A 24,939-nucleotide genomic window follows, 5' to 3' on the forward strand; every position below is an offset into this window, starting at 1 on the left:
AATACGGCAGTGAAATAAAGTGCGAAAGACAGGCTGGCCAGCTAGGCCTGGGCCGCCTGCCGTATCCACACTTCGGCAGGGATGCCCAGTTCCTCATGCAGGCGGCGAATCATCGGCAGGGTCAGCTGACGCGTGCCATTGAGAATCTCGTACACGCGATTCAGGCGCCCTGTCATCGGCTCAAGACTCGACTTCCCGCAACGCGGCGCGGTAATCATCGTCTGTGCGGACAGGTTTGATGCGCATCAATCAGGCATCATGGCTGCTGGCCAAGCCGGTACTTCCCATCAGCCCTGTGGTGCAGGCACTGGCGCAGGAGCGGGCTGTGGTGCCGGCGCGGGCGCAGGCTCCGGCACCGCCTTGCCATGCGACTCCTGCCCGCCGTCGCCTTCGGCCGGCATGGCCAGCGGCGCGGCTGGCGCGCCTTCTTGCAGCAAGTCTCCCGGCTCTTCCACCGGCTCGTCCTGCGGTTCCTCGACCGGTTCAACGTGGCGCAGCGGTGGCGGTGGCTTGCCGCCGGGGAAGATGGCATCGCGCGACAACTTGCCCGTGTCGAGCGCCGTCTTGAAGAAGTCGCCCACCACCAGCACGGCGTTGTGGCCGCCCTGGCCCCAGTAATTGCTGCGCATGGTGACGCGCGCATCATTAAAACCGACCCAGGCGCCGCCCACCAGTTCCGGATGCATGAGGATGAACCAGCCGTCCGCATTGTTTTGCGTCGTGCCGCTCTTGCCGGCCACGTCGGAGCGAATGCCGAAGCGGCTGCGGATGGCCGTGCCCGTGCCGCGGTCGATGACGCCGCGCATCATGTCCGTCAGGGTGGCGGCCGATGCCGCCTGCATGGCGCGCTTGGGCTTGTCTTCGCCGAAGCGGGCGATGACCTTGCCTTCGCGGTCCGTGATGTGCGTGACGACGAATGGCAGGCGCGCTTCGCCCTGGGCCGCGATGCTGGCGTAGGCGTTGACCATTTCCAGCAAGGTGACGGGACTGGTGCCCAGCGCCAGCGACGGCACTTTTTCCAGCTTGCTGTCGCGGATACCGAGCGCGCGCGCCAGTTTGATGATCGGCGGCAAGCCGACGTCCTGCATCACTTGCGCCGTGATGGTGTTTTTCGAGTAGACGAGACCGTCGCGCATGGTCATGTCGCGCCCCGTCGTGCCGCTCATGTCCGTCGGGCGCCATTTCGTGCCGTCGGCCGCCTTGATATCCATCACGGCATCGCGGTAGACGTGGTCGGGACTCAAGCCCTTTTCCAGCGCCGCGCCGTACACGATGGGCTTGAAGGTGGAGCCGGGCTGGCGCGCCGCCTGCGATACGTGATCGAACTGTTCGCGCGCAAAGTCGCGGCTGCCCACCCAGGCGCGCACGGCGCCCGTGGCCGGGTCCATGGCCGTAAAGCCCGCTTCCAGGCGCGTCTTCGACTTGCGCAGGGCCGCCATGAAGGCGCGGTCGCCCTTCAGTTGCGCCAGCGCCGCCTCGGGCGTGTCGCCGGCCGCCGTCAGCTTGCGGTAGTCGGCCGATTCGCGCACGAAGGCGTCCAGCAGGGCCGGATGCGACTTCCAGAAATAATCGAAGGCCACGCTGCCGCCCTGCATGCCCGCGTACATGCCCGTCGAGGTGGACGACGGCACGCCGGCGCGGCTCCATTCCACATCGGCGATGGCCTGCAAGGCGTTGGCCTGGCGCTCGACGGCGCGCTCGGCCGCCTGCTGCAGGTCGTAGTCGAGCGTGGTGTGCACCACGAGGGCGTCCAGTTCCAGGTTGTAATCGTTTTCGTCGGCCCAGTCGATCAGCCACTTGCGCACATAAGCCGTGAAATGGCTGTCCGACTGCGCCCGCTCGCTCTGGCGCTCGAAATGCAGACGCAGCGGACGCTTGATCAACTGTTTGTAGCGCGCCTCGTCGATGACGTCGTGCTTGCGCATCTGCCCCAGCACCACGTTGCGACGCTGCAGCGAGCGCTCGGGATTGCCGACGGGATTGTAGTAATTCGTGCCCTTGAGCATGCCGACCAGGGTGGCGCTTTCGAGGATATCGAGGCGCGACGCGGGCTTGTCGAAATAGGTGCGGGCCGCCATCTCGATGCCGTAGGTGTTGTACAGGAAAGGCACCGTATTCAGGTACGCTTCGAGGATTTCCGTCTTGCTGTAGGTCGCCTCGATTTTCAGGGCCGTGATCAGCTCCTTCAGCTTGCGGTTCAGGTTGCGCGAGCGGCCGATTTCCTCGGGGAACATATTGCGCGCCAGCTGCTGCGTGATGGTGGAACCGCCCTGCGGGTTGCCGCTCGCCGTGTGCACGATGGCGCCCGCCGTGCGCGTGAAATCGACGCCGTGGTGTTCGTAGAAACGGTGGTCTTCCGTCGAGATCAGCGCGCTGATCACGTTCGGCGAAATCTGTTTTAACGTGACACGCTCCTGCAAGCCCTGATCGAAGCGGGCCAGCTCCTTGCCGTCCGCGCTGACCATGGTGCTGGGCGCGGCCGCGCGCGCCTGGCGCAAGTCATGGATGCTGGGCGTCAAGGGGATCAGCAGCAGCATGTACAAGGCCATCAGCGCCAGCAGGGCCAGGAATGACCACAAGCCCAGCACCAGCGCGCGCCGCAGGGGGGGCAAGGTCATCAGGTGCGCGTGGCCGCGCCGGTACAGCGCCACCGCCCTCGCCCATGCCACGCCCACCACGCGCAAGGCCTGCGCGCGCGTCCATGTCCATACTTGTCTTGCTTTTTCCTGAAACTGCTCCATGCCTGATGCCATGCCTATAACCTTGTCTGATGCCGGAAAATCCGTTTCAGCAAGTATATAGGGCGGGCAACAAAGCGGGCCGGATTTTACGCCAGGCAAGCATCGAGGCGCGCCACGGTGACGCCCACATAGGCGCCCACGCAGCGCGCATCGTGCGTCGTAAACGGGTTTTCCAGCTGCAGCAGGCCGCAATCGCAGATGACGGGGTCGACCTGGGTCACGACGCCGAGCGCCAGGTAGCGCCAGCCATCCAGGCGCAGCAAGCGCTTTTCCTGGCCAGGGTTGGCGCGGAAGATGGCGTCCCAGTCGTCCATTTCGCCGGGCATGGGCCACAGTTCGGCCTGGAACTGCGTGCCGGCGGCCATGCGTCCGCCGCCGAATTCGTCCATCACGTGCAGGCGCTGGCCGGCCACCTCGATGACGGCTTCCAGGTAGTCGCCGTCGGAAGCGATGAAGGTGGCGGAGACGATGCTGGCCGTCACTTCTGCGCCTGCTCCAGCAGGGCAGGCAATTCTTTCAGCATCGCTTCGCGCGTGCGCAAGCCTGCTGACTGCTGGCCCTTCTGCTCGTCCTGCACCAGTCGCGCGAAGACGATGCTGCGCTCGCCCTTGCTGGCCCAGCCCACGAACCAGCCATAGCCATGCGCTTCATCAAAGCTGCCGTCGGCCTTGCGCGGGAAGGCCGCGCCCGTCTTGCCATGCACTTGCCAGCCGTCCACGTCCGCCAGGCGCGTCAGGCGCCGCGTCTGTTCCATCGCCTGTTTGGACACGGGCAATTGATCGTTGACCAGCTTGCGCAGGAAGCCCAGTTGCTCGAGCGGAGAGATTTTCAGCGAAGAGCTGATCCACGAGCGTTCCAGGCTATTGTCCTTGCCCTTGTCGCCCGACACGTCCGCATTGCCATAACGCAAAGCCTTCGCGTATTTCTGGAAGCGCTCGGCGCCCAGCGCCTGCGTGATCTGCTGCGAATACCAGACGACGGAATACTGCATCCAGCGCGACGGGTCCGTATCCTGGCGCCAGGCATCGCCGCCCCAGTCCACATAGCCCTGGCGGTAAGGCAGGCTGGGCTTGTGCTCGTCCTTGAGGAAACCGGCGTCATAGCCCATCAGGCTGAGCGCGATCTTGAACGTGGACGCGGGCGTGACGCGGTCCAGGCAATTGCCCTCTTGCAGCAAGACCGTGCCCGTCCTGGCGTCGGCCATGGCCGTGCAGAGGGTGGCGGAATGGGCTTGCGAGGCGGCCAGGACGGCGCCTGTCAGGCCGAGGATGAACTGGAAGAATGCGCGATATTTCATGGGCCTCCGGGGTTGGGGGAGTGGGGGGAGTAGGCGAAATTGTACCGGGCGGCGCGGCGCGATGCCAGCGCGGATGCATCGCCCTGCCCCTCGCACCTTGACGCTAGTGGCCACCCGGCTGGCGTTCCCGCTTCAGCCGCTCCTCTTCCAGCTCGTCCATGCCCAGCTTTTCCTCGTCGATCAGCGCATGGTCGCGCCGTTCGCGTTCCAGTTCCGCTTCCAGGCTGTCGTCGTCGACTTCCCGCTCGATTTTCTCCGGCATGCTGTCTTCCTCCACGGTGCTTGAGTAAAAGGTTCAGGCAAGCTTGCCCGTCTGCGCCACGGCATCGTGCGGATGCAGGCTCTCCATATGCCGTACGGTAACACGCGCCTGCGCACAGTATGGCGCCAGCGCCGCCTGCACGCGGCGGGCCGCGTCTTCCACATACATCAGATTAGCACCATTCAAGCGCGCGAACGCCTGCTCGTCGGCCCGTTTCACGGCCGTCTGCAGCGGCGTCGCCAGCGCCGCCTCCACCAGGTCGATCAGGGGAAACAGGTCCAGCTCCGCCTGCTGCGTCAATGGCACGGTGACCGTCGCCGTGCTGCGCTGGCTGTGCGGCGTGGCCAGGCTCGCGTGGTGCTGCAGCCAGGCGCGCGCGGCGTCGCCATCGATCTCGCCCGCGCCAAACCGCGCCGCAAAGGCGTCGGCAAGCAGTTGCCGCGCCAGCGCCGCCGAACAGGGGCAGGTCGACGAGTAGCCGATCTCCACCGTCAGCGACAACGTGAAGCCCTGCGGCGAGCAGCTGGCCTGCAGGCGCACGGGATACGATTTCCAGCCCGCCAGCCCCGCCGTCAGCAGCGCCGGCTGGCGCCGCAGCACGGGAAACGCCAACGCCAGGCGCGCCTGCGTGCTGCCGCAATCGGCGTGGCTGTCCACCATGCGCCGCAGCAAGGCGGCCAGCGCGCTGGCATCGAGCGGCTGCGCGGCGGCAAACGCATCGAGCAGCAGATACAAACGCGACATGTGGATGCCCTTGACTGCCGGATCGGGCAGATCGACCTGCACGTCGGCCCAGGCATGGACTTGCTGCGCCTGCCCGCCCTCTTCCAGCCACAAGGGCAAGGCGATGCCCTGCATGCCCACCCACTCGAGCGGCAAGGGACTGCCCAGATGGGGGCCGGCCGCCACGTCGGGCAAGGGAGAGGAAATCGAATCGCGCTTCATGGTCATGGCTCCATATGCAAACAAGTTGCATATCATGGAGAAAAGCCGCCATATTTGCAAGTATATTGCATTAAAGTGATGCGATATTTTTCTTGACTAGCTAACACATGTCAGATAATGTTGACACATGACAGATATCAACACACCACTGACGGGCGAGCGCTTGCTGCTCATGCTGGCGGCGCTCGACAACCCGCACCGACTGCGCATCATCGCGGCGCTGGCCAGCGGCGGGCGCAATTACATCAGCCAGCTGGCGCGCGACCTGGGCATCAGCCGGCCCCTGCTGCATTTGCACCTGCAAAAACTGGAACACGCGGGACTGGTCACCAGCCAGCTGGAGCTGTCGCATGACGGCAAGGCCCTCAACTATTTCGAGGCCAGCCCATTTGAATTGCGGCTGACGCCGGCCAGCATCGCCACGGCGGCGTCCTCGCTCACCCCCACCCCGGATCAATCCTGAACTGTAGAGGCCATCATGTCTGAAAATATCTTTTTTGCCGCCTTCTTCTTTCCCTGCACGGCCGCCGTCATCATCTTCGCCCTCAAATACACGTCCGGCATCGTGCAGGCGCGCGCCAGGCTGGCGCAGGACGGCGCCTACCAGGAGCTGGCCAAATCGATGGCCGCCGCCCAGGTGGAAACGGCAGCGTCGCTGGCCGCATTGAGCGCATCCGTGGCGCAGATCCAGGCACGCCTGGGCAGCCTGGAAACCATCCTCAAGGAAGTCGAATAATCCCTTTGCCCTAACACGACTTGGAGACCGCACCATGAATACCGTATCGACCGCCCGTCTGTATGCGCTGCGCGCCATGTATCTGCTGGTCGTCGCGGGCCTCGGCAGCGTGCTGTGGCCCGGCATCGTCACCCCGCACGCGCCGTGGGAACTGATGCGCGGCACCGTGAACTGCATGCTGGCCGCGTTTTCATTGCTGTGTTTGCTGGGCTTGCGCTATCCGCTGCAGATGCTGCCCGTGCTGCTGTGGGAAGCGCTGTGGAAGACCCTGTGGCTGCTGCTCGTGGCGCTGCCGCAATGGCTGCACGGCGGCCTGGATCCCGCCACCGCGCAATATGTCTTCGAGATGTCGTTCGTCGTGCTCGTCTACCTGGCCATTCCGTGGCGCTATGTGCATGCCCAATACGTACGCAAGCCAGGTACGCCATGGCGCCAGCTCAGGCAGCCTTGCGAAACGTCAAATTGATGCGCTGCGCGCCCAGCAGCGCGTGTTGGCCCTCCTTCAGCGGCGCCACGCCGTGAAAGCGCAGGCGGTCGGGGCCACCCCATACCACGACGTCGCCATGCAGCAGGCCGATGCGGGCCGCCTTGTCGGCCCGCTCGGCGCCGCCGAACAGGAAAATAGCGGGTAAACCCAGCGAGACGGAAACGATGGGCGCGTTGAAATCGCATTCGTCGCGGTCCTGGTGCAGGGCCATGCGCGCACCGGGCGCATAACGGTTGACCAGGCAGGCGTCGGGAGCGAAGCCGGGATAGCCGGCCGCCAGCGCCGCCTCCTGCGCCAGGCGCAGGAAGACGGGCGGCATGGGCGGCCAGGGAAGACCGCTGTCCGGATCGCGCCGCGCATAGCGGTAGCCCCGTCCATCCGTGACCCAGCCTAGGGCGCCGCAATTGCTCATCGCGACCGACATGCGCAAGCCGCCCGGCGTGGCCATGTGGCGCAGGGGCGCCGCCAGCACGATGGCGTCCAGCGCCGGCAGCATCTCGTCCAGGTAAGGCAGCGCAAAACCGCGCAGCAGGATGGACGCGGACGAGCCTGGCACCAGCGGCACGGGGCCGGCCGGGACTTGCTCTTCATCGGCGAACAGGGACAGGTTCATGCCGTCTATTTTAGCCGCGCCATGGAAAAAGCGCGCGCGGCTGTCCCATGGTGCGCTACAGTAGCGCTTCCAGCCACTATCACCTGCCCCTACGATGGATCATTACGCCGATTTGCTGCAAACCCTGGCGCAACAGGAAGAATCCCTGCAATTCGAACGCTTCGACAACGATGCCGCACTGGCCGTGGGCCTGTGGATCGTCGAGGAAGTGCGCAAGCGGGGCAAGGCTGTCACCGTCAACATCACGCGCAACGGCCAAGTCCTGTTCCACCACGCCATGACGGGCGCCACGGCGGACCAGGCGGACTGGATACGCCGCAAGAACAACACGGTGCAGCGCTTTTGCCGCAGTTCCTACTACATGGGCATCTCGTATAAAAGCCGCGGCAGCACCTTCGAAGACGTGAAATACCTCGACGACATCGAGTACGCGGGCCACGGCGGCGCTTTCCCCCTGCTGATACGCGGCGTGGGACTGGTCGGCACGGTGACCGTGTCCGGCCTGGCGCAGGCCGACGACCACGCGCTCGTGGTGGCTGCCTTGCAGGCGCAGCTGGGCAAATAGTCAGGCAGCCAGCGCCGGCGTGTGCATCGATACTTCCGGGTGTTCATCCGCCCCCGGCGCATGCGCACCCTCTTCACAGATCGTGCGGCAGCACGGGGCCGCCCCTGCGGCCGAACAGCCGACGATGCCGATATGCTTGCTCATGCCTCCCCGCTTAAATGCGCTGGCCGCCGTCGATGGGAATTTCCGCGCCCGTGATGTACGAGGCGCGCTCGCTGCACAAAAACTCCACCAGATCCGCCACTTCGGCCGTCGTGCCCAGGCGGCGCAGGGGGATTTGCGTGTCGACGATGTGCGAGGTGCCCGGCGACAGGATGGCCGTGTCGATCTCGCCCGGCGCGATGGCGTTCACGCGCACGTTCAGCGGCGCCATGTCGTTGGCCATTTCGCGCGTCAGCGACGCCAGCGCCGCCTTCGAACTGGCGTAGGCGGAACCGGCAAACGGGTGCACGCGGTAGCCGGCGATCGAGCACAGGTTCACGACGGAGCCATGCGCGTTCGACAATTCCTGCGCGAAGCCGCGCGTCAGGGCCAGCGGTGCAAAGAAATTCGTGTTGTACATTTCCTGCCACGTCTGCATGTCGGTGGTCAGCGAATTGACGCGCGCGCCGCCCGGCCCCTTCGGCGACACGCCCGCATTGTTCACCAGCGCATGCAGCTTGGAATCACCCAGCATGGGGCGCAAGGTGTCGACCATTTGCCCGATCTGGCTCAGGTCCGACAAATCCATGCACACATGCGTGTTGTGCTCCTGGCCGCGCGGGCAGCCGCCGGGAATCGGGCTGCGCGACACGGTGATGACCCGCCAGCCCAGGCTGCGGAAGCGCTCCGCCACCGCATGGCCGATGCCGCGGCTGGCGCCCGTGACGATGGCGGTTTTCTGTTCAGTCTTGTGCTTCATGTTCTTCCTCGTCCATTTCTTTCTGTGTTGCACCGGCATGCATGCGCTCCTGGCGCATCACGTACGCAAGCATCTGCGTGCCGCCGTCAAGGATGTCCTGTTCGATGGCGTGCCGCGCGGCCGGGCCGTCGCGCTGGCGCAGCGCATCGATGATGGCGTGGTGGTGGCCCACCCGCATGTCGGGCGAAAAGCTCGCGTAGCCGGCCGCGATCAGGGGCGCCGTCTGCATCCACAGATGGTCGACGAAGCGTTTCAAGGTCGGCATGCCGGCCGCCTGCGCCAGGCCCAGGTGAAACGCCTGGTTGCATTGCAGTGCCGCCGCCAGGTCGTGGCGCGCAATAGCGTCTTCATTCGCCTGCAGCAAGCGTTCCAGGTCGGCCAGGGTGGCGTCGTCGATGCGCTGCGCCGCCTCGAATGCGCCCAGCCCTTCCAGTTCCAGGCGCAGCGCGCGGATTTCCAGGTAGCGCGCCACGCTGAGCACGGGCACGCGGAAGTCGCGCGGCGAGCGCAGCACGAGCGCCTCTTCCTGCACCAGCTGCAGCATGGCGTCGCGCACGGGCGTGACGCTGGTGCCCAGCTGCAGCGCCAGGTCGCGGATGCGCAGCCGGTCGTTGGGCTGGTAGCGCCCGGCCGCCAGCGCGTCGCGCAGCATCGCATACACGGACTTGCCCAGGTTGACGTGCAGCAGATTGTCCAGTTGGTGGCTCATGGCTGTTTTTGATGTTCGAAAAATTATGATGCATCATACATCAAGAGAAAAAAACAGTGTTTTCCCAGGCGTGCGCCGCAGGCAGGAACAGGCAGAAAACAGCGCAAGCACGTACAATCAGCCGCCACCGTATCGAAAGGAACGCACTTGAACTGGGATTACCCGCACGCCCACACCCTGCCCGTCACGCCGGAGCCAAGCGACATCGACGGCTTGCAGCACACGAACAACGCCGTCTACGTGCGCTGGTGCGAACATATCGCCTGGCACCATTCGGCCAGCCTGGGACTGGACCTCGATGATTACCGGCGCCTGGACCGCGCCATGGCCATACGCCGCGGCGAATACGACTACCTGCTGCCGACGCGCGCCGGCGAAGCGCTGACCCTGGCCACCTGGCTGTGCGCCAGCGACGGCCGTTCCAGCATGGAGCGGCGCTTCCAGCTGGTGCGCGACAGCGACGGCGCCACCGTCGTGCGCGGGCGCTGGGAACTGATCTGCATCGAATTGAGCAGCGGCCGCGCGCGCCGCCTGCCGCCGGAATTCCTGGCCGTGTATGAACCGGCCATCGTCGCGGCCGGCGCGCTGCGCGCAGACGACTAGGCCACCGTTTTGCGCGCCGTTCGGCGAAGATGCGGGGCATTTCTTGCGCCTCCGCAGTGCAACATGCATTTCGCTCCTGCTTTGCCCGTCCATGCTTTAGAATCAGCGACCTCAGCCCCGTAAAAACAGGATAAAACATATGACGGCAGTCGGGAATACCGAACCACAAGAGCTCAAGCGCGGCCTGAAAAGCCGCCACATCCAGCTCATCGCCCTGGGCGGCGCCATCGGCACCGGCCTGTTTCTGGGCATCGCGCAAACCATCAAGATGGCCGGACCTTCCGTGCTGCTCGGCTATGGCATCGCCGGCGTCATCGCCTTTTTGATCATGCGCCAGCTGGGCGAGATGGTGGTGGACGAACCCGTCGCCGGCTCCTTCAGCTATTTCGCCGACAAGTACTGCGGCCACCTGCCCGGCTTTTTGTCGGGCTGGAATTACTGGGTACTGTATGTGCTCGTCAGCATGGCCGAACTGACGGCCGTCGGCATCTACGTGCAGTACTGGTGGCCGGGCGTGCCCACCTGGGTCTCGGCCCTCGTCTTCTTTTGCGCCATCAACGCCATCAGCCTGCTCAATGTGAAGGCCTTCGGCGAGATGGAATTCTGGTTCGCCATCATCAAGGTGGTCGCCATCATCGGCATGATCGTCTTTGGCGCCTACCTGCTCGCTTCCGGCGACGCTGGCCCGCAGGCGTCGGTGGCCAACCTGTGGCAGCATGGCGGCTTCTTCCCGAATGGCTGGCAGGGCCTGGTGATGGCCATGGCCGTCATCATGTTCTCGTTCGGCGGCCTGGAACTGGTGGGCATCACGGCGGCCGAGGCGGATGACCCGAGCACGACGATCCCGCGCGCCACCAACCAGGCCATCTACCGCATCCTGATTTTCTATATCGGCGCGCTGGGCATTTTGCTGTCGCTGTACCCGTGGCAAAACGTCGTCACCGGCGGCAGCCCCTTCGTGCTGATCTTCCATGCGCTCGACAGCAACTTGGTGGCCACGGCCCTGAACGTGGTGGTGCTGACGGCCGCCCTGTCCGTGTACAACAGCGGCGTGTACTGCAACACACGCATGCTGTTCGGCCTGGCCAAGCAAGGCAATGCGCCGCGCGCGCTGCTGCACCTGAACCGCCGCGGCGTGCCGCTGGTGGCCCTGGGCGTATCGGCGCTGGCGACGGGCGCCTGCGTGGTGGTCAATTACTTCATGCCGGGCGAAGCGTTCGAAGTGCTGATGGGCCTTGTCGTGTCGGCCCTGATCATCAACTGGGCCATGATCAGCTGGATCCATTTGCGCTTCCGCGCACAGAAAAAGGCCGAGGGCAAGACGACCCTGTTCCAGAGCCTGGGCTACCCGTTCACCAACTACCTGTGCCTGGTCTTCCTGGCCGGCATCCTGGTGATCATGTACCTGACGCCGGGTCTGCGCATTTCCGTCTACCTGATCCCCGTGTGGCTGGCCGCGCTGGGCATCGGCTACTGGATCAAGCAAAACAAGGCCAAGGCATAGGCTTGCGCCGTATTTTGCCATCGGCAAACAAAAAGCCCGTCTTCGCAGACGGGCTTTTTGCATTGGAGGCAGCCGTTTCTAAGCGGCGGCGGCCCCGCCCTCTTCCGGCGACACATCGGCCCGCCACGTACTGATGGTCATGCCCGCATACGACTGCAGCAGCACGTCGTCGCTCAAGGCCAGCATCGCCTGCTGGCGCTGCTCCGCCTTTTTCTCTGGAGTCATGCCCAGCTCGTCCGTCTTGTACGGCCCCAGCACGGGCAGCAGGTCGCGCAGCACGGAATAGTTGCCTGGCGTGGTCTTGTCCGATTCCAGCTTGCCCAGGAAATACTTCATGACATGTTCGGACTGATTGCCCTCCTGCCGCAAGCTCGCCTTGACCATCTTGCCATCCTTGTAGGCCACCTGCGCATCGCTGCTGGCCGTATCCTCGATCTGGTGGTAGGTATAGTTCTGCGATTCCGTGGCGGCCGTCAGGCGCAGCGGCACGCCGGGGACCAAGGTCTCATGGAAGCTGGCGCTCAGCTTCGATTGCTGCTGCTGCCTGAGCGAACGCGCATCCTGGCTGGCGCCGGTCTGCGACGTCTTTTGCGACACTTCATAATTGAAGCCGTCCTTTTCCGAGCTGCGCATCGGGTTGCTGAATTTGACGGCTTGCGACACGGAAGCGCTGAAATCGGCCAGCCCCGTCATGATGGACTTGTCTTCGGCGGCCAGGCGCCACTTGCCCGTCTCGGGACTGTCCGTGGCCACCTGCGGTGCGGCGGTATTGCTGTGCAAGGCCGTAAAGCTATCCTTGAGCATGGCCACCAGGCCCGCATCGCCATGGCCGCGCGACGCCGCCTGGTCGAACTGCTTCATGTAGCTGCCCAGCGCCTTCGCCTGCTTTTCCTTGCTGCCCAGGGTATTGAGCGCGCTGGCGTCGACCTTCAGGTCCAGGCTGCCTGCCTCGCCGCTGAAGCTGACCTTGCGCTGCGCGCCATCGGCCTGGAAATCCAGGGTTTGCACGCTTTCCGGTTCGCCGCGTACCTTGACTTCCGCATGCAGCTTCACCGACGACAGCACCTGCTGGTCGAACTGCATCAAGCCTTCCAGCTTGATTTTCGGCGTGCTCTGCCCCATGCCGTCGATGGCCGCCTGGAAACCCTTCGCCAGGTCGCCCAGGGCGCTCGCTTCAGCGTCGCTGAGGTCGCCGCTCGTCGTCATGTTCACGGCCAGGCCATCGCCCTGGCTGTCGAGCGACAGCTTGACTTCCACGCCGCTTTTGGTCGTGATGCTGAGAGCCACCCTGTCTTCGCCATTGCCGTGCAGGCTGCCCGGCGCGATGCCGGACGCCGCATAGACATTCGGCGTGGTGCTCGGCGGCGGCTGGCGCATCGCCTGCGAGAAATTATAGTTGCCCAGCTTGGCCTGTCCCAGCATGGCCGCGCCCAGGCCGCTGAAGCGGCCGCCAAACGCATATGACGAGAAACTCTTCGTCATCGCCTCGCTCACCTTGTTGCGCGTCGCGCTTTCCCACACCATCGGCGGCTTCGTGAACGCTGCCGGGTTGCTGCCGTTCACGCTCTCGGGACTGAGGGCAACAATGGCAGATGGCGTGGAGGCGGACGACGGCGACGGCGCCTCCGTGCGGCTGGACGCGGCGGAGGAAGCCCCTGACGGGGCGCTATTCCAGCTTGACAATGGAGAAATGGAGGTCATGGCGCGGTAACCTTGCAGTTGAAGGATGGGGGCATAATAAAATATCGATACGGTTGGTTTTTTCACAATTCCCGGGCGCCAGGCAAGCCTTGCGTCACGTTATCTGGCGTGGTGGCAAGTACTGCATGGCAATACTGCATTAACGGCAAGAAACGGCAAAGCATGAGTGTCGGGGAAATGAAACATTTTCATACGGATGACCCAGCCTCCCCGCAACAAGTTGATTCACTGCCGGGAATGTCTCAGAATGTACCGTATGGAACACAAGATTCTGCGCGCGCCGCTGGCCAGCTTTACCGACTTGTTGCTCGACGCCGTGTGCATGGTCGACGTGGACGGGCGCTTCGTGTTCGTCAGCGCCGCCTGCGAACGCATCTTCGGCTACACGCAGCGGGAAATGATCGGCAAGCTCATGATCGACCTGGTCGCTCCCGCCGACCGCGCCCGCACCCTGGCCGCCGCGCGCGCCATCATGGACGGCCATGCGCAGACGCACTTTGAAAACCGCTACCTGCGCAAGGATGGCAGCCTGGCGCACATCATGTGGTCGGCCCGCTGGTCGGCCGCCGACCAGCTGCGCGTGGCCGTGGCCCGCGACATCACCCTGCTGAAACAGGCGCAGGCAAAGCAGGCCGCGCTGTACGCCATTTCCGAAGCCATGCAGGCAACGCAAGACTTGCCCGCCTTGCTGCACCGCATCCAGCACATCATCGGCGAACACTTGCCGGCGCGCAGCCTGACCTTGCTGCTGCATGACGAAGACGGCGTCCACCCTCCGATGACCTGCCATGCCGACGACAGCGCGCCCCAGCCGACGTCATCCCTGGCCAGCCTGCTGTGCGATGAAGTGCTGCGCAGCGGCCGTCCCCTGCTGCTGCAGGCGGGACAACTGGCCGGCCTGCCGGCGGCGCTGCAAATTGCAGCCGGCGCCCTGTCGTCGTGCTGGCTTGCCGTGCCACTGTATTGCTCCATGGGCAGCATCGGCGTGCTGGCCCTGCAAGGCAGCCAGGATGCCGTCATCGGCACGGCGCAAGACCAGGATCTGCTGCAGTTTGTGGCCAAGCAACTTGCCACCGCCATCGAGCGCCGGCAGTTGCAGACGCAAATGCAGTTCATGGCCATGCACGACGAGCTGACCCGCCTGCCGAACCGCCGCCTGTTCCACGACCGCCTGCACACGGCATTCGCCCGCGCGCACCGCCAGGAAGGCCGGCTTTCGCTGCTGTTCCTGGACCTGAACAACTTCAAGCGGGTCAACGACGACCACGGCCATGCCTGTGGCGACCTGCTGCTGCAAACGGTGGCGAGCCGCCTGCGCGATTGCATGCGCGAAACCGATACCCTGGCCAGGATGGGCGGCGATGAATTTGTCGTGCTTCTGGAAAGCAACGTCACGCCGGCCGACGTCAGCCTGATCGAGCAAAAAATCCATGCGGCACTGGCCGCGCCGCTGCAACTGGGCAATGGGCAGCAATTGCAGATCACCGTCAGCATCGGCGTGGCCCACTATCCGGACGATGGCGACACCATGCAACTGCTGCTGCGCCATGCGGACCGGGCCATGTACGCGTCGAAAGTGCTGGCCGCAGCCTCGCGCTGAGCGGTCTGGCGGCGGGAGGCAGTTGCTCATATGCTATACTTTCCGGCGATGCTGAGACTCTTCAAAACATGGCTGATCCTGCTGTTGATCACGGCGGTGCCGCTGCAAGCGGCCGCTGCGGACGCCATGCGGCTGGACGCCGCGTCGCCTGCCGCCGCCATGACGGCCGCCTGCCAGCATCACGCTGCGCAGCCGGACAGCGCCGACACGCCGGAAAACGGCAAGGCCTCCGCCAAACACCCCGCGTGCGGCGCCTGTAGCGCCTTTTGCCTGGGCGCGCTGATGCCGCCCTGTTTCACCGTGCCTGCCGTCGTGCTCAACGGCGCGGAACACGCCACCACAGGCAATGCCGCCTTGCTGACGGGATTCATTCCCGACGGCTTGCGCCGGCCTCCGAGACCGCTTTCCGCTTAAATTCACAACAGATTCCAAGCAGGCCACCAAGTTGGCCACGATAGACCCACTTCGTCTGAAAGCAGCACATGATCAAACATTTATTAGTGCGCGGCGCTTTCGCCGCCATGCTGGGCTTGCCCACGTTCGCCATGGCGGCCCTGCCCGTCATTGAAGTCTACAAGAGCGCCTCGTGCGGCTGCTGTTCCGCATGGATCAAGCACCTGGAAGCGAACGGCTTTACGGTGCGCGCGAAAAATGTCGAGATGCCGGCGCAATACCGCAAGCTGGCCGGCATTCCCGACGCGCTCGGCTCCTGCCACACGGGCCTCGTCAACGGCTACGCCATCGAAGGCCATGTGCCGGCCAGCGAGATCAAGCAGCTGCTGCGCAACAAGCCCAAGGCCAAAGGCCTGGCCGTGCCGGCAATGCCGATGGGTTCGCCAGGCATGGAAGGACCGCGCAAGGATGCGTATGACGTCTTGCTGGTCAGGAGCAATGGCAGCACCGAAGTCTACAAGCACTACAAATAACACCGAGGGACAATGAAAAACGCCGCCGGAATCGCTTCCGGCGGCGTTTTTTTATCAGGCAGCAGTAAAAAACTTACTGCCTGTCAGGACTGCATCAGATGGTGTCGAGCACCGCATTCAGGCTGGCGCTAGGACGCATGACCGCTTCCGTCTTCGCCGGATCTGGCAGGTAGTAGCCGCCGATATCCGTTTCCTTGCCTTGTACTGCTTTCAGCTCGGCAACGATCTTTTCTTCGTTGTCGGCCAGGGCTTTGGCCACTGGCGCAAAGTGCGCCGCCAGTTCCGCATCGTCCTTCTGCGCCGCCAGGGCTTGCGCCCAGTACATGGCCAGGTAGAAATGGCTGCCGCGGTTGTCCAGCTCGCCGGTACGTGGCGATGGCGACTTGTTGTTGTCCAGCAGCTTGCCGGTAGCTTCATCGAGGGTTTTTGCAAGGATCTTGGCCTTCGCATTGCCCGTCTTGATGCCCATGTCTTCCAGCGACACGGCCAGGGCCAGGAACTCGCCCAGCGAATCCCAGCGCAGATGGTTTTCTTCCACCAGCTGCTTGACGTGTTTCGGTGCCGAACCGCCGGCGCCCGTTTCGTACATGCCGCCACCGGCCATCAAAGGCACGATCGACAGCATCTTGGCGGACGTGCCCAGTTCCAGGATCGGGAACAGATCGGTCAGGTAGTCGCGCAGGATGTTGCCGGTCACCGAGATGGTGTCCAGGCCGCGGAAGGCGCGTTCCAGCGTGTAGCGCATGGCGCGCGTTTGCGACATGATCTGGATGTCCAGGCCCTTGGTGTCGTGATCCTTCAGGTAAACCTGTACCTTCTTGATGACTTCGTTCTCGTGCGGACGGTAGGAATCGAGCCAGAACACGGCAGGCATGCCCGAGTTGCGCGCGCGCGTGACGGCCAGCTTGACCCAGTCGCGGATCGGCGCGTCCTTGACCTGGCACATGCGCCAGATATCGCCCTCTTCCACCGTTTGCGTCAGCAGCACTTCGCCCGTTTCCAGGTCCGTGATGTTGGCGGTGCCGCCTTCAGGCACTTCAAACGTCTTGTCGTGCGAACCGTATTCTTCCGCTTGCTGCGCCATCAGGCCCACGTTCGGCACGGTGCCCATGGTCTTCGGATCGAAGTTGCCATGCCATTTGCAAAAGCCAATCATTTCCTGGTAGATGCGCGCGAAAGTCGATTCCGGCATGACTGCCTTGACGTCTTTCGGACGGCCATCGGCGCCCCACATCTTGCCGCCGATACGGATCATGGCTGGCATCGACGCGTCGACGATGATGTCGTTCGGCGAATGGAAGTTGGTGATGCCCTTGGCCGAATCGACCATGGCCAGTTCCGGACGGTGGGCGTGGCAGGCGTGCAGGTCCTTGAGGATTTCATCCTTTTGCGACGCCGGCAGGGTGTCGATCTTGTCGTACAGGTTGCTCATGCCATTGTTGACATTCACGCCCAGCTTGTCGAACAGCTCGGCGTGCTTGGCGAACGCGTCCTTGTAGAAGATGCGCACGCAGTGGCCGAAGACGATCGGGTGCGACACCTTCATCATGGTCGCCTTGACGTGCAGCGAGAACATCACGCCCGTCTTGAACGCGTCGTCGATTTCCTTCTCGTAGAACTCCAGCAGCGCTTTCTTGCTCATGAACATGCTGTCGATGATTTCGCCCGCTTGCAGGGAAACCTTCGGTTTCAGCACGATGGTCTTGCCCGAGGCCGTGACCAGTTCCATCTTGACGTCGCGGGCCTTTTCCAGGGTCAGCGATTTTTCGCCATGGTAGAAGTCGCCATGGTGCATGTGCGACACGTGGGTTTGCGACGATTGGCTCCATTCGCCCATCGAGTGCGGGTGCTTGCGCGCATACTCTTTGACGGCCTTCGGTGCGCGGCGGTCGGAATTGCCTTCACGCAGGACCGGGTTGACGGAGCTGCCGATGCATTTGCCGTAACGGGCCTTCAAGGCTTTTTCTTCGTCCGTCTTCGCATCTTCCGGGTAGTCCGGCAGCTTATAGCCGCGGCCTTGCAATTCGCGCACGCAAGCGATCAGCTGGCCTTGCGAGGCGCTGATGTTCGGCAGCTTGATGATGTTGGTGTCTGGATTCTGGGTCAATTTGCCCAGTTCAGCCAGGGTATTCGGGACTTTTTGCGCGTCCGTCAGGAATTCTGGAAATTCGGCCAGTACACGTGCCGCCACCGAAATATCGCTGGACACCACGTCCACGCCGGCCGGCGCGGTGAATTTTTTGATGATTGGCAGCAGGGAATACGTCGCGAGCAGCGGCGCCTCGTCAGTCAGCGTGTAGATGATTTTGGATTTTTGTGTTGCCATGTTCATTCCCTTGTATGCGGTGATGCCTGGTGGTTAACTTTCTTCATTCCAAACACAGGACGGTTAGCCTTGCTTTGGACGGCTAGTGTGCCGGCGGTGACGCCGTGCTTGCCCACCACGTATTTTAGACTGTCCTGCCGCTGTTTGTGTATCCGATGGCGACGAATCTTATATAAGACAGCAAATATCTGAAGCAGACGGGGGAATATCACGGTTTTACGCAGGCAAATGAGCGCAAACGGGTTGACAAGTCATGTATGCGCCCATGGAAACAAATGACTAAATATACATATATTCGAACAAATCCTGTACGACTCACTCGTTTTTGACGATGCCGCGCACGTTCGTCAGGGCCAGGCAGGCGTTCAGCGCGATCAGGGCCCAGGCCTCGTCCTGCCAGCCCCAGCAGACCCACAGGACATTGCTGAACAGGAAAACCCAGAAACCGGCCAGGCGCCGCGCGGCCGCGCGCGAACCCACGAGCCAGGCCGCCAGCAGCGAGGCGGCCATGGCGGGCCATTGCAACAGTTCGATGATGTCGGACATGGCGCCCTCCGGTTTCCAATCAATTTAGCGTTATTGTCTTTTTATTCGCGCACGCCTGCCAGTCCCTTCCCCACTTTCCCGCAAATCTTCAGTCGGCTTGATATCGATCAAGAGCGTCTAACAAAACCTCTGAATGTATCGCCAGCAGATGAGTGCGCAGGCAAGCGAGAGAAACGCCTGTGGATATCGGCACGACGTTCATAGCGGATAAACGGTGGAGCCAACCCGGGGTGCGTTCTGCGACCCAGCGCCATTTGCCCAGGCGCTCGCGCGATTCGATGCCGTAGCGGGCAATGCGCGGTGCAATGCCTCTGCCACGTAGCCAGGCCCGATGGGCACGTGAAGCATAGGCCTAGTCGGCGTGCAGTTTGGCCGGACGTTTGCGTGGCCGGCCCGCCAGCCCGGATACGGATGGGGCAGCTTCGAGCAGCGGGATCGGCATCCGGGAATCATGTACCTGAGCCCCCGATATGCTCGCCACCAGAGGCAATCGACGTTGATCGACGAGCAGATGGTGCTTGCAACCGAGCTTGCCGCGGTCGGTAGGATTGGGGCCGGCATGCTGTCCGCCGAGGGGGGATGGCACGCTGGCCGAGTCGATACTGGCGCGTTCCCATTGAATCTGATCGTACTCCCGCAAGTGGTGCGGCATGGCTTCGTGGATGCGTTGCCAGACATGCCTGTTGCCATGCGTGCAGGCGCCGCCAGCAACTCATGCCGCTGCCACAGCCCAGTTCACGGGACAGATATTCCCAGGGCAAGCCGGTCTTGAGGACGAACAGAACACCAGTCAAGGCGGCGCGGTCGTCAATGCGAGGAGGCCCCCTTGGGGGATGGCTGATGTACTGGCAGCAAAGGCTGGATCATCGCCCACAGGTCATCCGGAAGAAGTGCTTTGATCACGGGATCGGCTCCTGAAAATGATGTCAGGTGAGTTTGACCAGCATCAGTGCCGTTTGTTTCGCTGGGATTGGTTTTGTTAGACGCTCCAAGCCCATTTTTGCGCTGAGTTCAGTCAGTCTTAATTCGCCGTTTGCGGCGGAAATGGTTTCCAGCAGAGCCATCGTTCTCCCTACGGACTGGATAGTGCGGGTTTCGTTGACCATGTTTTCAATAACCGTGCGTCGTTGCGTGCGGTGAACTGTTTGTATGCTGAAGAGCAATGTGTCACAGACATGAAGCGGACCGGGATGACCGCTTATTGCGCAGACGCTGTCTGCGCAATAAGCAAGACGCCACACCTTGCTCCAATTAAAGAGGCCCCTGGCTCAGCGCAGCCGCTCCAGCATCAGAAAATACCACATCCCCAGCGCCAGGACCTGGCGCCCCAGCCAATCGCCGACCGGCGCCCGCACATGGCTGAGGCGCTGGAAGACGTCGAACTTGTCCATCGTGCCGCCGATGGCGCCGGCCATCACCTCGCCCACGATATGCGAAGTGGCCAGTCCGTGGCCGGAATAGCCCTGCGCATACCAGACGTTCGGCGCCAGCTTGCCCAATTGGGGCACGCGGTTGAACACGATGCCCATGTCGCAGCTCCATTGAAAGTCGATTGCCACGCCACGCAATTGTGGAAAGGTACGCTCGATACAGGGCCTGAGCTCGGCCGCAATATCGCGCGATGCCTTACCAGAATAATTGGCGCCGCCGCCGAACAGCAGTCGCCCATCGGCCGTGCTGCGGTAATAATCGAGGACGTAGCGGCTGTCGTACACGGCCAGGTCTTGCGGATTCAGCTGCCGCGCCAGCGCCCCCAGCGGCTCCGTGGCGACGATGCCGCCCGCGGCCGGGAAGATCATGCCGCTCAGCTTGCGCCGTTCCAGACGGTGGCTGACGTCGCCCGCCAGCAAAACCTGGTCGGCGACGATGCTGCCCCGCTCCAGGCGCAGCCTCGGCGTGCCGCCATGCACGATCTCGAGCACGGGCGACTGCTCGAAGACCAGGCCGCCAAGGCTGGCCAGGGCGCTCGCTTCCCCCATTTCCATATACATTCTTGATGCAATTAAGGCGGATAGACGAGTGGCAGTGGAGCTAGAAGTTCAAGGTGTTCACCGCGATCGCGATTTTGATACCTAGCAATAAGTAGTCAACTCCGTAGAATAGAGACGACTTCTTTTCAAGGAAAAACATGATACCAGCTACTAATCAACTGCCGACGCTAGGATACCTGCACAAGGTCATATGCGATAGCCTGGGACTATGGAACAGCGACAACGAAGACGTCACCTTCCACGTCACGGCCACCGAGCAAGAGCGGCGTACAGCGTTGCGACAAGCTTTCGATGCAATTAAAAAAGAGGACGGCGTGTATGGATCCCTCGACGACTTGGTCGCAGTTACTACCCAGTTCGCGCCAAAGGATAGTCAGAGCGTTAAAAAAAGTAGAACGATCCAAAGCTATGTCAATCATCTATCCAAAACCGACTTTGAATCCCTCGAAGAGTATATAGAATTACGCCAATACATCATAGTGTTGCTCAATGAGCGTTACGCCCGCTGGAGTGTAGCCGAACTTGCGGTCAGCTTTTACATGTCGGCGCTTGCCCACTACCGGGAGTTTGTCAGAGAGTACGCCTGCGATGCGCAGAGTCAAAAGTACAGTTATCAGTGTTTTCTCAGTCAAGATCTTCGCTTGCTGACGGGGACTCTAACCCGCGAGTTGTTACCAGACGATACTTGGCCAGATGCGGCGCTGAATGAACCGTGGCCCTTGAAGGGATTCGCTGATGCTGCTTGCAAGATCACCGGTACATCGCTGCATAAACTTCACCAGTACCACGAATTTCAGCGAGAGGGACCGCTCAACGAACAAGCATGGACCCGTGACTTCACCTCCCAGGGGGTCAATACTCGGTCCAAACAGGTAATCGAGCGGCTACGCAAGTATAGCCGGATGAAGTGGGAAACTTTTTACCCCACCCTCCAACCGCTGACTTACTACCTGCCGAAGGCGATTCATGAAAAGGCATTCGCGACTCATGCGTTTGCGGCCATGATCGCTCACAACCTCAATGTCCATGTGGCGGATTACGGGCCATTCGAGCCTCCCGCAAGAGGCCATCTGACGCACGGCCAGGTTGATCAGAGTCACGCAATACCTAGCAGCGACTTGCTTGATCAGCTATTCAACGACTATCCCATTGGCCACGAAGTCTTCGCCCAGCAAGCGCCCAACCGCTATCAAGCTCTGCTCGCCGGAATCAGGACCCTACCTGGTTCATTGAGCCTTGCAATGGACATTCCGAGCAGCCTGGAGCTAATTTACGAAAAAGAACATAGGAGGTTCGTCGAAGGGACATCGCACGCAACGTTAGCGAATGGCCCCAACTGGCTCAAAGAATGGGCACGAGCCCGAGATGCCTTGTTTCTCGGTGATGCCGGGCTTGCGCTCGCGCATTTCAATACTGCACTAGATCAGGCAAAGTACGCGGCGGGGCCATTATTTATACCCTTCTACATACAGGTGTGTGCATTCTGCAAATCGCAATATCGGGTACTTTCGGAGCGGAAGGAAGAGGAATTGTTCGAGCGGTTCTACGAAGGCTTGGGCAGCAACGCCGCGCACTACGCAAAATTGGTAGGCTATACCCCGCAGTGGGAGCGTGACCCGAAGACTCTGATGACCCACACAATGCTACCTCTGAAGTCTCGGTTGATTATCAGGGAAATCGACGCCCTGGCAAAAATCTAGTGCTACTGGATCGCACCGATTTTCATGGGGTGTCCCACCTAGGCCAAGCTTTCGAAATGCATCACTTTACCGGAGAGTGATGCAACTTACAGTGATCCGGAAAGGAGATAAAAATGAGCAAAGGTAGCGGCAACAACGGGGGCCGTAGTGGTGGCTCCCAAGGCAGTGGCAGTAAAGGTGGCGGCGCAGCTGGCGGTAGCCGTGGGCAAGGAAATGGCGGAGGGTGGCCAAGTGGAACGGGCAAGCCATCCGGCGGAGGGCGCAGCAATGCCCCCGCTGGCAACAAATAGGTCTGGCGCTGGTTTAGCTTAACAATTCCGTCGAGAGGAACCGCCCGCAAGCTAAGTTTGTGGACTCCGTTGACGTGAAAACGGCCGCAGGAAGCGGCCGTATCGTTTGGGGCTGGAGAATGGGACGAAAAACCCATTGCCCCAAGTTTGCCCCAAGTTCGTATTCAGACAAGATGGGAAATCCCAAGTCATTGAATACAAACTAAATTTTTGGTGGGAAGTGCAAGTTTCGAACTTGCGACCCCTGCAGTGTGAATGCAGTGCTCTACCCCTGAGCTAACCTCCCGAAGCGAGGCGAATTATCGCATAGGTGTTGCGGCATCTGCAAGGGCTGGCAAGAGGAAATTTGCCAGGCCCCCGCTTTTTTCTCAGGCGGCCGCTGGCGGCGACGTGACGGCGGTCCAGATGCACTGGCCTTTGGCGGCCTTGTCGAGACCGGCGATGGTGGCTGCGTGGGCGGCGAGTTCCTCGGGTGTGGCGCTCTGGAAGATGACTTCGGCCAAGGGCACGATTTCCAGGACGGCGCCGTCGGCGGCCACTTCCACTTCTTCTTCCATGCTCAGGCTGTTTTGCCCGCGCGTCATGGCCAGGTAGACGTCGGCCAGCAATTCCGAGTCGAGCAGCGCGCCGTGCAGCTTGCGGTGGGCGTTCGAGACGCCGTAGCGGTCGCACAAGGCGTCGAGCGAATTGCGCTTGCCGGGGTGCATTTCCTTCGCCTGCACCAGGGTGTCGATCACGCCAACCACTTGCTCGTGCACGGGCGGCAGGTTCAGGCGCTTGAATTCCGCGTTCAGGAAGCCGATGTCGAACGGGGCGTTGTGGATGATCAGTTCGGCGCCGGCGATGTAGGCACGGAACTCGTCGGCGATTTCCGCGAATTTCGGCTTGTCGCTGAGGAATTCCGTCGTCAATCCGTGGACGGCCAATGCGCCCTCTTCCGAATCGCGCTCGGGATTGATGTAATGGTGAAAATTATTCCCCGTCAACATGCGGTTGTTCAGCTCGACCGCCCCGATCTCCAGGATGCGGTCGCCCGTGCGCGGGTTCAGGCCGGTGGTTTCAGTATCGAGAACAATTTGACGCATGGTGAATTCAGTCTTAAAAGCAAAAAGCGAAGGGCACAGTATAGCAAACCTGCACCCAGTAACTACACCACGGCATGCTCGAACGCCCAAGAAAACCGGAGCGAGCGGCAGTGATTTGCGGCCGAGAAGCGCAACCGTACGCAGGTACGGTGAGCATCACAGGCCACAAAGCGCGACGCGCAGCAGGTTTGCTTGGGCGTTCTCAGGCGCGCACGGTTTCCACGCCCAGGTTGGCCAGCTGATCGGCCCGCTCATTGCCCGGATGGCCATTGTGGCCGCGCACCCAGCGCCATTCCACTTCGTGCACGGCCTGGGCGATGTCGAGCGCCTGCCACAGATCGACGTTTTTTACGGGCGCCTTGGCTGCGGTTTTCCAGCCGCGCGCTTTCCAGCCGTGTATCCATTCGCTGATGCCCTTCTGGACGTACTGGCTATCGGTATACAGCACCACCTGGCACGGACGTTTGAGCGCCGTCAAGGCTTCGATCACGGCCTTCAATTCCATGCGGTTATTTGTCGTATTCAGTTCCCCGCCGTAAATTTCTTTCTTGGCGCCATCGGCCACCATCAGCGCGCCCCAGCCGCCTGTGCCGGGATTGCCCTTGCATGCGCCATCGGCGTAAATCTCAACCTTATCCATCTTGCTGTTCCCGCCTTTTATTCGTGACCGGTGCGCCTGCGGGCGCCGTCGCCGGTTTCTTGGTCCACGCCGGACCGATCAAACGCATCCCTTTGACGCGCTTGATCGCCTGCACTATATACACTGCGCCCAGATATGGCCACCAGCGCGCGCCCGCCTTGTCCATAAAAGCGTTGCGGCGCAGCCATTTTTCCGTCCTGCAGGCAGGTGCGTAGCAGCCGAAGTAGCTTTGGCTAACGCCCATGTTGAGCAATTTTAACCAGTCTTTCATGCGTGGCATAGAGATCAGCTCGCCCGCCTGCGGCAGGTAGTGGCGGCCCGTGACCCGCCCTACCCCCTGGCGCATGCCCCACAGGCTGGCCGGATTGAAGCCGCAGACGATCACCCTCCCTTCCGGGATCAGCACGCGCTCGACTTCGCGCAAGACCTGGTGCGGCTCGGCGGCAAATTCAAGTACGTGCGGCAAGACCACCAGGTCCAGGCTTTGCGAATCGAACGGCAGCTCGTCGAAGGCCGACACGAGGGTCGGACGGCGCTCCTGCGGCGAACGGGAAGGCAGGCGCGCATCGAGCAGCCATTTGTTCGGCATGCGGTTGGCGACCAGCGCGTCGATCTGGGGCAAACCGATCTGCACGGCGTTGTAACCGAAGATGTCGACGGTCAGGCTGTCGAGGCATTGCTGTTCCCAGGCGCGCACGTACAGACCGGCCGGCGTCTGCAGCCAGCCGTCAAGCGCTATAATGGATTTTTCGGATGCCGCACTGTCCATTC

27 protein-coding genes, 1 tRNA gene and 2 pseudogenes are annotated in these 24,939 nt (G+C 62.2%); 10 read left to right on the forward strand and 20 right to left on the reverse strand.

All coding sequences use genetic code 11. The features are described from left to right. Positions 1–41 precede the first annotated feature (41 nt). From BLU39_RS29135 to folE2, 6 genes are all read right to left on the reverse strand, one after another. Entirely contained in the window at positions 42–176 is a 135-nt protein-coding gene (locus tag BLU39_RS29135; RefSeq protein ID WP_269799989.1) for a hypothetical protein, read from the reverse strand. A 111-nt stretch (positions 177–287) separates the two neighbouring features. Then, a complete protein-coding gene (locus BLU39_RS02310; protein WP_092709103.1) occupies positions 288–2,753 on the reverse strand; it encodes a penicillin-binding protein 1A in 2,466 nt (821 codons plus the stop codon). A 74-nt stretch (positions 2,754–2,827) separates the two neighbouring features. Further along, complete coding sequence (locus BLU39_RS02315) at positions 2,828–3,223, reverse strand: hypothetical protein (protein ID WP_092709106.1); 396 nt, start codon at positions 3,221–3,223, stop codon at positions 2,828–2,830. Continuing rightward, positions 3,220–4,038: a class D beta-lactamase gene (blaOXA, locus tag BLU39_RS02320; protein WP_092709110.1), complete on the reverse strand. Its 819-nt coding sequence runs from the start codon at positions 4,036–4,038 to the stop codon at positions 3,220–3,222. The genes BLU39_RS02315 and blaOXA overlap by 4 nt, the downstream gene beginning before the upstream one ends. Before the next feature lie 103 nt (positions 4,039–4,141). Further along, positions 4,142–4,300, reverse strand: coding sequence for a hypothetical protein (locus BLU39_RS28490; protein ID WP_157808754.1), 159 nt, complete (start codon positions 4,298–4,300; stop codon positions 4,142–4,144). A 33-nt stretch (positions 4,301–4,333) separates the two neighbouring features. Then, positions 4,334–5,251: a GTP cyclohydrolase FolE2 gene (folE2, locus tag BLU39_RS02325; protein ID WP_092709114.1), complete on the reverse strand. Its 918-nt coding sequence runs from the start codon at positions 5,249–5,251 to the stop codon at positions 4,334–4,336. A gap of 121 nt (positions 5,252–5,372) precedes the next feature. Between folE2 and BLU39_RS02330 the strand changes: the two genes are divergently transcribed. The 3 genes from BLU39_RS02330 to BLU39_RS02340 are packed head-to-tail and all read left to right on the forward strand — an operon-like array spanning position 5,373 to position 6,447. Beyond that, on the forward strand, positions 5,373–5,708 hold the full coding sequence (locus tag BLU39_RS02330) for an ArsR/SmtB family transcription factor (RefSeq protein WP_092709117.1): 336 nt from the start codon (positions 5,373–5,375) through the stop codon (positions 5,706–5,708). Between the two features lie 15 nt (positions 5,709–5,723). Beyond that, on the forward strand, positions 5,724–5,981 hold the full coding sequence (locus BLU39_RS02335; protein ID WP_046682902.1) for a hypothetical protein: 258 nt from the start codon (positions 5,724–5,726) through the stop codon (positions 5,979–5,981). Positions 5,982–6,015: 34 nt separating this feature from the next. Further along, entirely contained in the window at positions 6,016–6,447 is a 432-nt protein-coding gene (locus BLU39_RS02340; RefSeq protein ID WP_092709120.1) for a hypothetical protein, read from the forward strand. Here BLU39_RS02340 and alkB read toward each other — a convergent pair. Next, positions 6,419–7,081: a DNA oxidative demethylase AlkB gene (alkB, locus tag BLU39_RS02345; RefSeq protein WP_092709123.1), complete on the reverse strand. Its 663-nt coding sequence runs from the start codon at positions 7,079–7,081 to the stop codon at positions 6,419–6,421. The genes BLU39_RS02340 and alkB overlap by 29 nt on opposite strands. A 94-nt stretch (positions 7,082–7,175) precedes the next feature. Between alkB and BLU39_RS02350 the strand changes: the two genes are divergently transcribed. Continuing rightward, positions 7,176–7,646: a heme-degrading domain-containing protein gene (locus BLU39_RS02350; RefSeq protein WP_092709126.1), complete on the forward strand. Its 471-nt coding sequence runs from the start codon at positions 7,176–7,178 to the stop codon at positions 7,644–7,646. A 6-nt stretch (positions 7,647–7,652) separates the two neighbouring features. Here BLU39_RS02350 and BLU39_RS02355 read toward each other — a convergent pair. The 3 genes and pseudogenes from BLU39_RS02355 to BLU39_RS02365 all read right to left on the reverse strand — a co-directional run. After that, positions 7,653–7,790, reverse strand: a pseudogene (locus BLU39_RS02355) (aspartate racemase); the annotation flags it as partial. A 10-nt stretch (positions 7,791–7,800) separates the two neighbouring features. Beyond that, positions 7,801–8,547: an SDR family NAD(P)-dependent oxidoreductase gene (locus tag BLU39_RS02360; protein ID WP_175539185.1), complete on the reverse strand. Its 747-nt coding sequence runs from the start codon at positions 8,545–8,547 to the stop codon at positions 7,801–7,803. Beyond that, positions 8,531–9,256 (reverse strand): GntR family transcriptional regulator, encoded by a 726-nt coding sequence (locus tag BLU39_RS02365; RefSeq protein WP_092709133.1) that lies wholly within the window; start codon positions 9,254–9,256, stop codon positions 8,531–8,533. The genes BLU39_RS02360 and BLU39_RS02365 overlap by 17 nt, the downstream gene beginning before the upstream one ends. A gap of 147 nt (positions 9,257–9,403) precedes the next feature. Here BLU39_RS02365 and BLU39_RS02370 point away from each other — a divergent pair, with 147 nt between their 5' ends. Both BLU39_RS02370 and BLU39_RS02375 read left to right on the forward strand, forming a co-directional pair. Further along, positions 9,404–9,859: an acyl-CoA thioesterase gene (locus BLU39_RS02370; protein WP_092709137.1), complete on the forward strand. Its 456-nt coding sequence runs from the start codon at positions 9,404–9,406 to the stop codon at positions 9,857–9,859. Between the two features lie 139 nt (positions 9,860–9,998). Further along, positions 9,999–11,363: an amino acid permease gene (locus BLU39_RS02375; RefSeq protein WP_092709140.1), complete on the forward strand. Its 1,365-nt coding sequence runs from the start codon at positions 9,999–10,001 to the stop codon at positions 11,361–11,363. Between the two features lie 78 nt (positions 11,364–11,441). Here the strand turns inward: BLU39_RS02375 and BLU39_RS02380 are convergent, their stop codons facing one another. Then, entirely contained in the window at positions 11,442–13,064 is a 1,623-nt protein-coding gene (locus BLU39_RS02380; protein ID WP_139178127.1) for a hypothetical protein, read from the reverse strand. A gap of 256 nt (positions 13,065–13,320) precedes the next feature. On the opposite strand from BLU39_RS02380, the gene BLU39_RS02385 reads away from it, so the two are divergent. The 3 genes from BLU39_RS02385 to BLU39_RS02395 all read left to right on the forward strand — a co-directional run bounded on the left by BLU39_RS02385 (position 13,321) and on the right by BLU39_RS02395 (position 15,590). Then, positions 13,321–14,664 (forward strand): sensor domain-containing protein, encoded by a 1,344-nt coding sequence (locus BLU39_RS02385; RefSeq protein WP_092709149.1) that lies wholly within the window; start codon positions 13,321–13,323, stop codon positions 14,662–14,664. Positions 14,665–14,712: 48 nt separating this feature from the next. Further along, positions 14,713–15,078, forward strand: coding sequence for a hypothetical protein (locus BLU39_RS02390; RefSeq protein WP_139178129.1), 366 nt, complete (start codon positions 14,713–14,715; stop codon positions 15,076–15,078). Positions 15,079–15,146: 68 nt separating this feature from the next. Then, entirely contained in the window at positions 15,147–15,590 is a 444-nt protein-coding gene (locus BLU39_RS02395; RefSeq protein ID WP_092709155.1) for a DUF411 domain-containing protein, read from the forward strand. Positions 15,591–15,684: 94 nt separating this feature from the next. On the opposite strand, the gene BLU39_RS02400 is transcribed toward BLU39_RS02395, so the two are convergent. The 5 genes and pseudogenes from BLU39_RS02400 to BLU39_RS02420 form a co-directional block, all read right to left on the reverse strand. Further along, complete coding sequence (locus BLU39_RS02400) at positions 15,685–17,916, reverse strand: NADP-dependent isocitrate dehydrogenase (protein ID WP_092709884.1); 2,232 nt, start codon at positions 17,914–17,916, stop codon at positions 15,685–15,687. A 315-nt stretch (positions 17,917–18,231) separates the two neighbouring features. After that, a complete protein-coding gene (locus tag BLU39_RS02405; protein ID WP_092709158.1) occupies positions 18,232–18,462 on the reverse strand; it encodes a hypothetical protein in 231 nt (76 codons plus the stop codon). Positions 18,463–18,579: 117 nt separating this feature from the next. Continuing rightward, positions 18,580–19,365, reverse strand: a pseudogene (locus tag BLU39_RS02410) (IS5 family transposase). 23 nt (positions 19,366–19,388) lie between these two features. After that, entirely contained in the window at positions 19,389–19,568 is a 180-nt protein-coding gene (locus BLU39_RS02415) for a helix-turn-helix domain-containing protein (protein ID WP_092709161.1), read from the reverse strand. A gap of 162 nt (positions 19,569–19,730) precedes the next feature. Then, positions 19,731–20,453, reverse strand: a complete 723-nt coding sequence (locus BLU39_RS02420; RefSeq protein ID WP_092709164.1) for an NAD(P)/FAD-dependent oxidoreductase — start codon at positions 20,451–20,453, stop codon at positions 19,731–19,733. 137 nt (positions 20,454–20,590) lie between these two features. On the opposite strand from BLU39_RS02420, the gene BLU39_RS02425 reads away from it, so the two are divergent. Beyond that, positions 20,591–22,153 carry a hypothetical protein gene (locus BLU39_RS02425; RefSeq protein ID WP_092709167.1) on the forward strand — a complete coding sequence of 521 codons (1,563 nt, stop codon included), beginning with the start codon at positions 20,591–20,593 and terminating at the stop codon, positions 22,151–22,153. Positions 22,154–22,654: 501 nt separating this feature from the next. Here BLU39_RS02425 and BLU39_RS02430 read toward each other — a convergent pair. The 4 genes from BLU39_RS02430 to BLU39_RS02445 all read right to left on the reverse strand — a co-directional run bounded on the left by BLU39_RS02430 (position 22,655) and on the right by BLU39_RS02445 (position 24,937). Next, a tRNA-Val gene (locus BLU39_RS02430) sits at positions 22,655–22,729 on the reverse strand. 82 nt (positions 22,730–22,811) lie between these two features. Continuing rightward, positions 22,812–23,528 (reverse strand): DNA polymerase III subunit epsilon, encoded by a 717-nt coding sequence (dnaQ, locus tag BLU39_RS02435; RefSeq protein ID WP_092709170.1) that lies wholly within the window; start codon positions 23,526–23,528, stop codon positions 22,812–22,814. Between the two features lie 202 nt (positions 23,529–23,730). After that, positions 23,731–24,168, reverse strand: a complete 438-nt coding sequence (rnhA, locus tag BLU39_RS02440; RefSeq protein ID WP_034755581.1) for a ribonuclease HI — start codon at positions 24,166–24,168, stop codon at positions 23,731–23,733. Continuing rightward, a complete protein-coding gene (locus BLU39_RS02445; protein ID WP_092709173.1) occupies positions 24,161–24,937 on the reverse strand; it encodes a class I SAM-dependent methyltransferase in 777 nt (258 codons plus the stop codon). The genes rnhA and BLU39_RS02445 overlap by 8 nt, the downstream gene beginning before the upstream one ends. Positions 24,938–24,939: the final 2 nt, after the last annotated feature.

This window comes from Janthinobacterium sp. OK676 (genome assembly GCF_900103595.1).
In the GTDB taxonomy this organism is placed as follows: domain Bacteria; phylum Pseudomonadota; class Gammaproteobacteria; order Burkholderiales; family Burkholderiaceae_D; genus Janthinobacterium.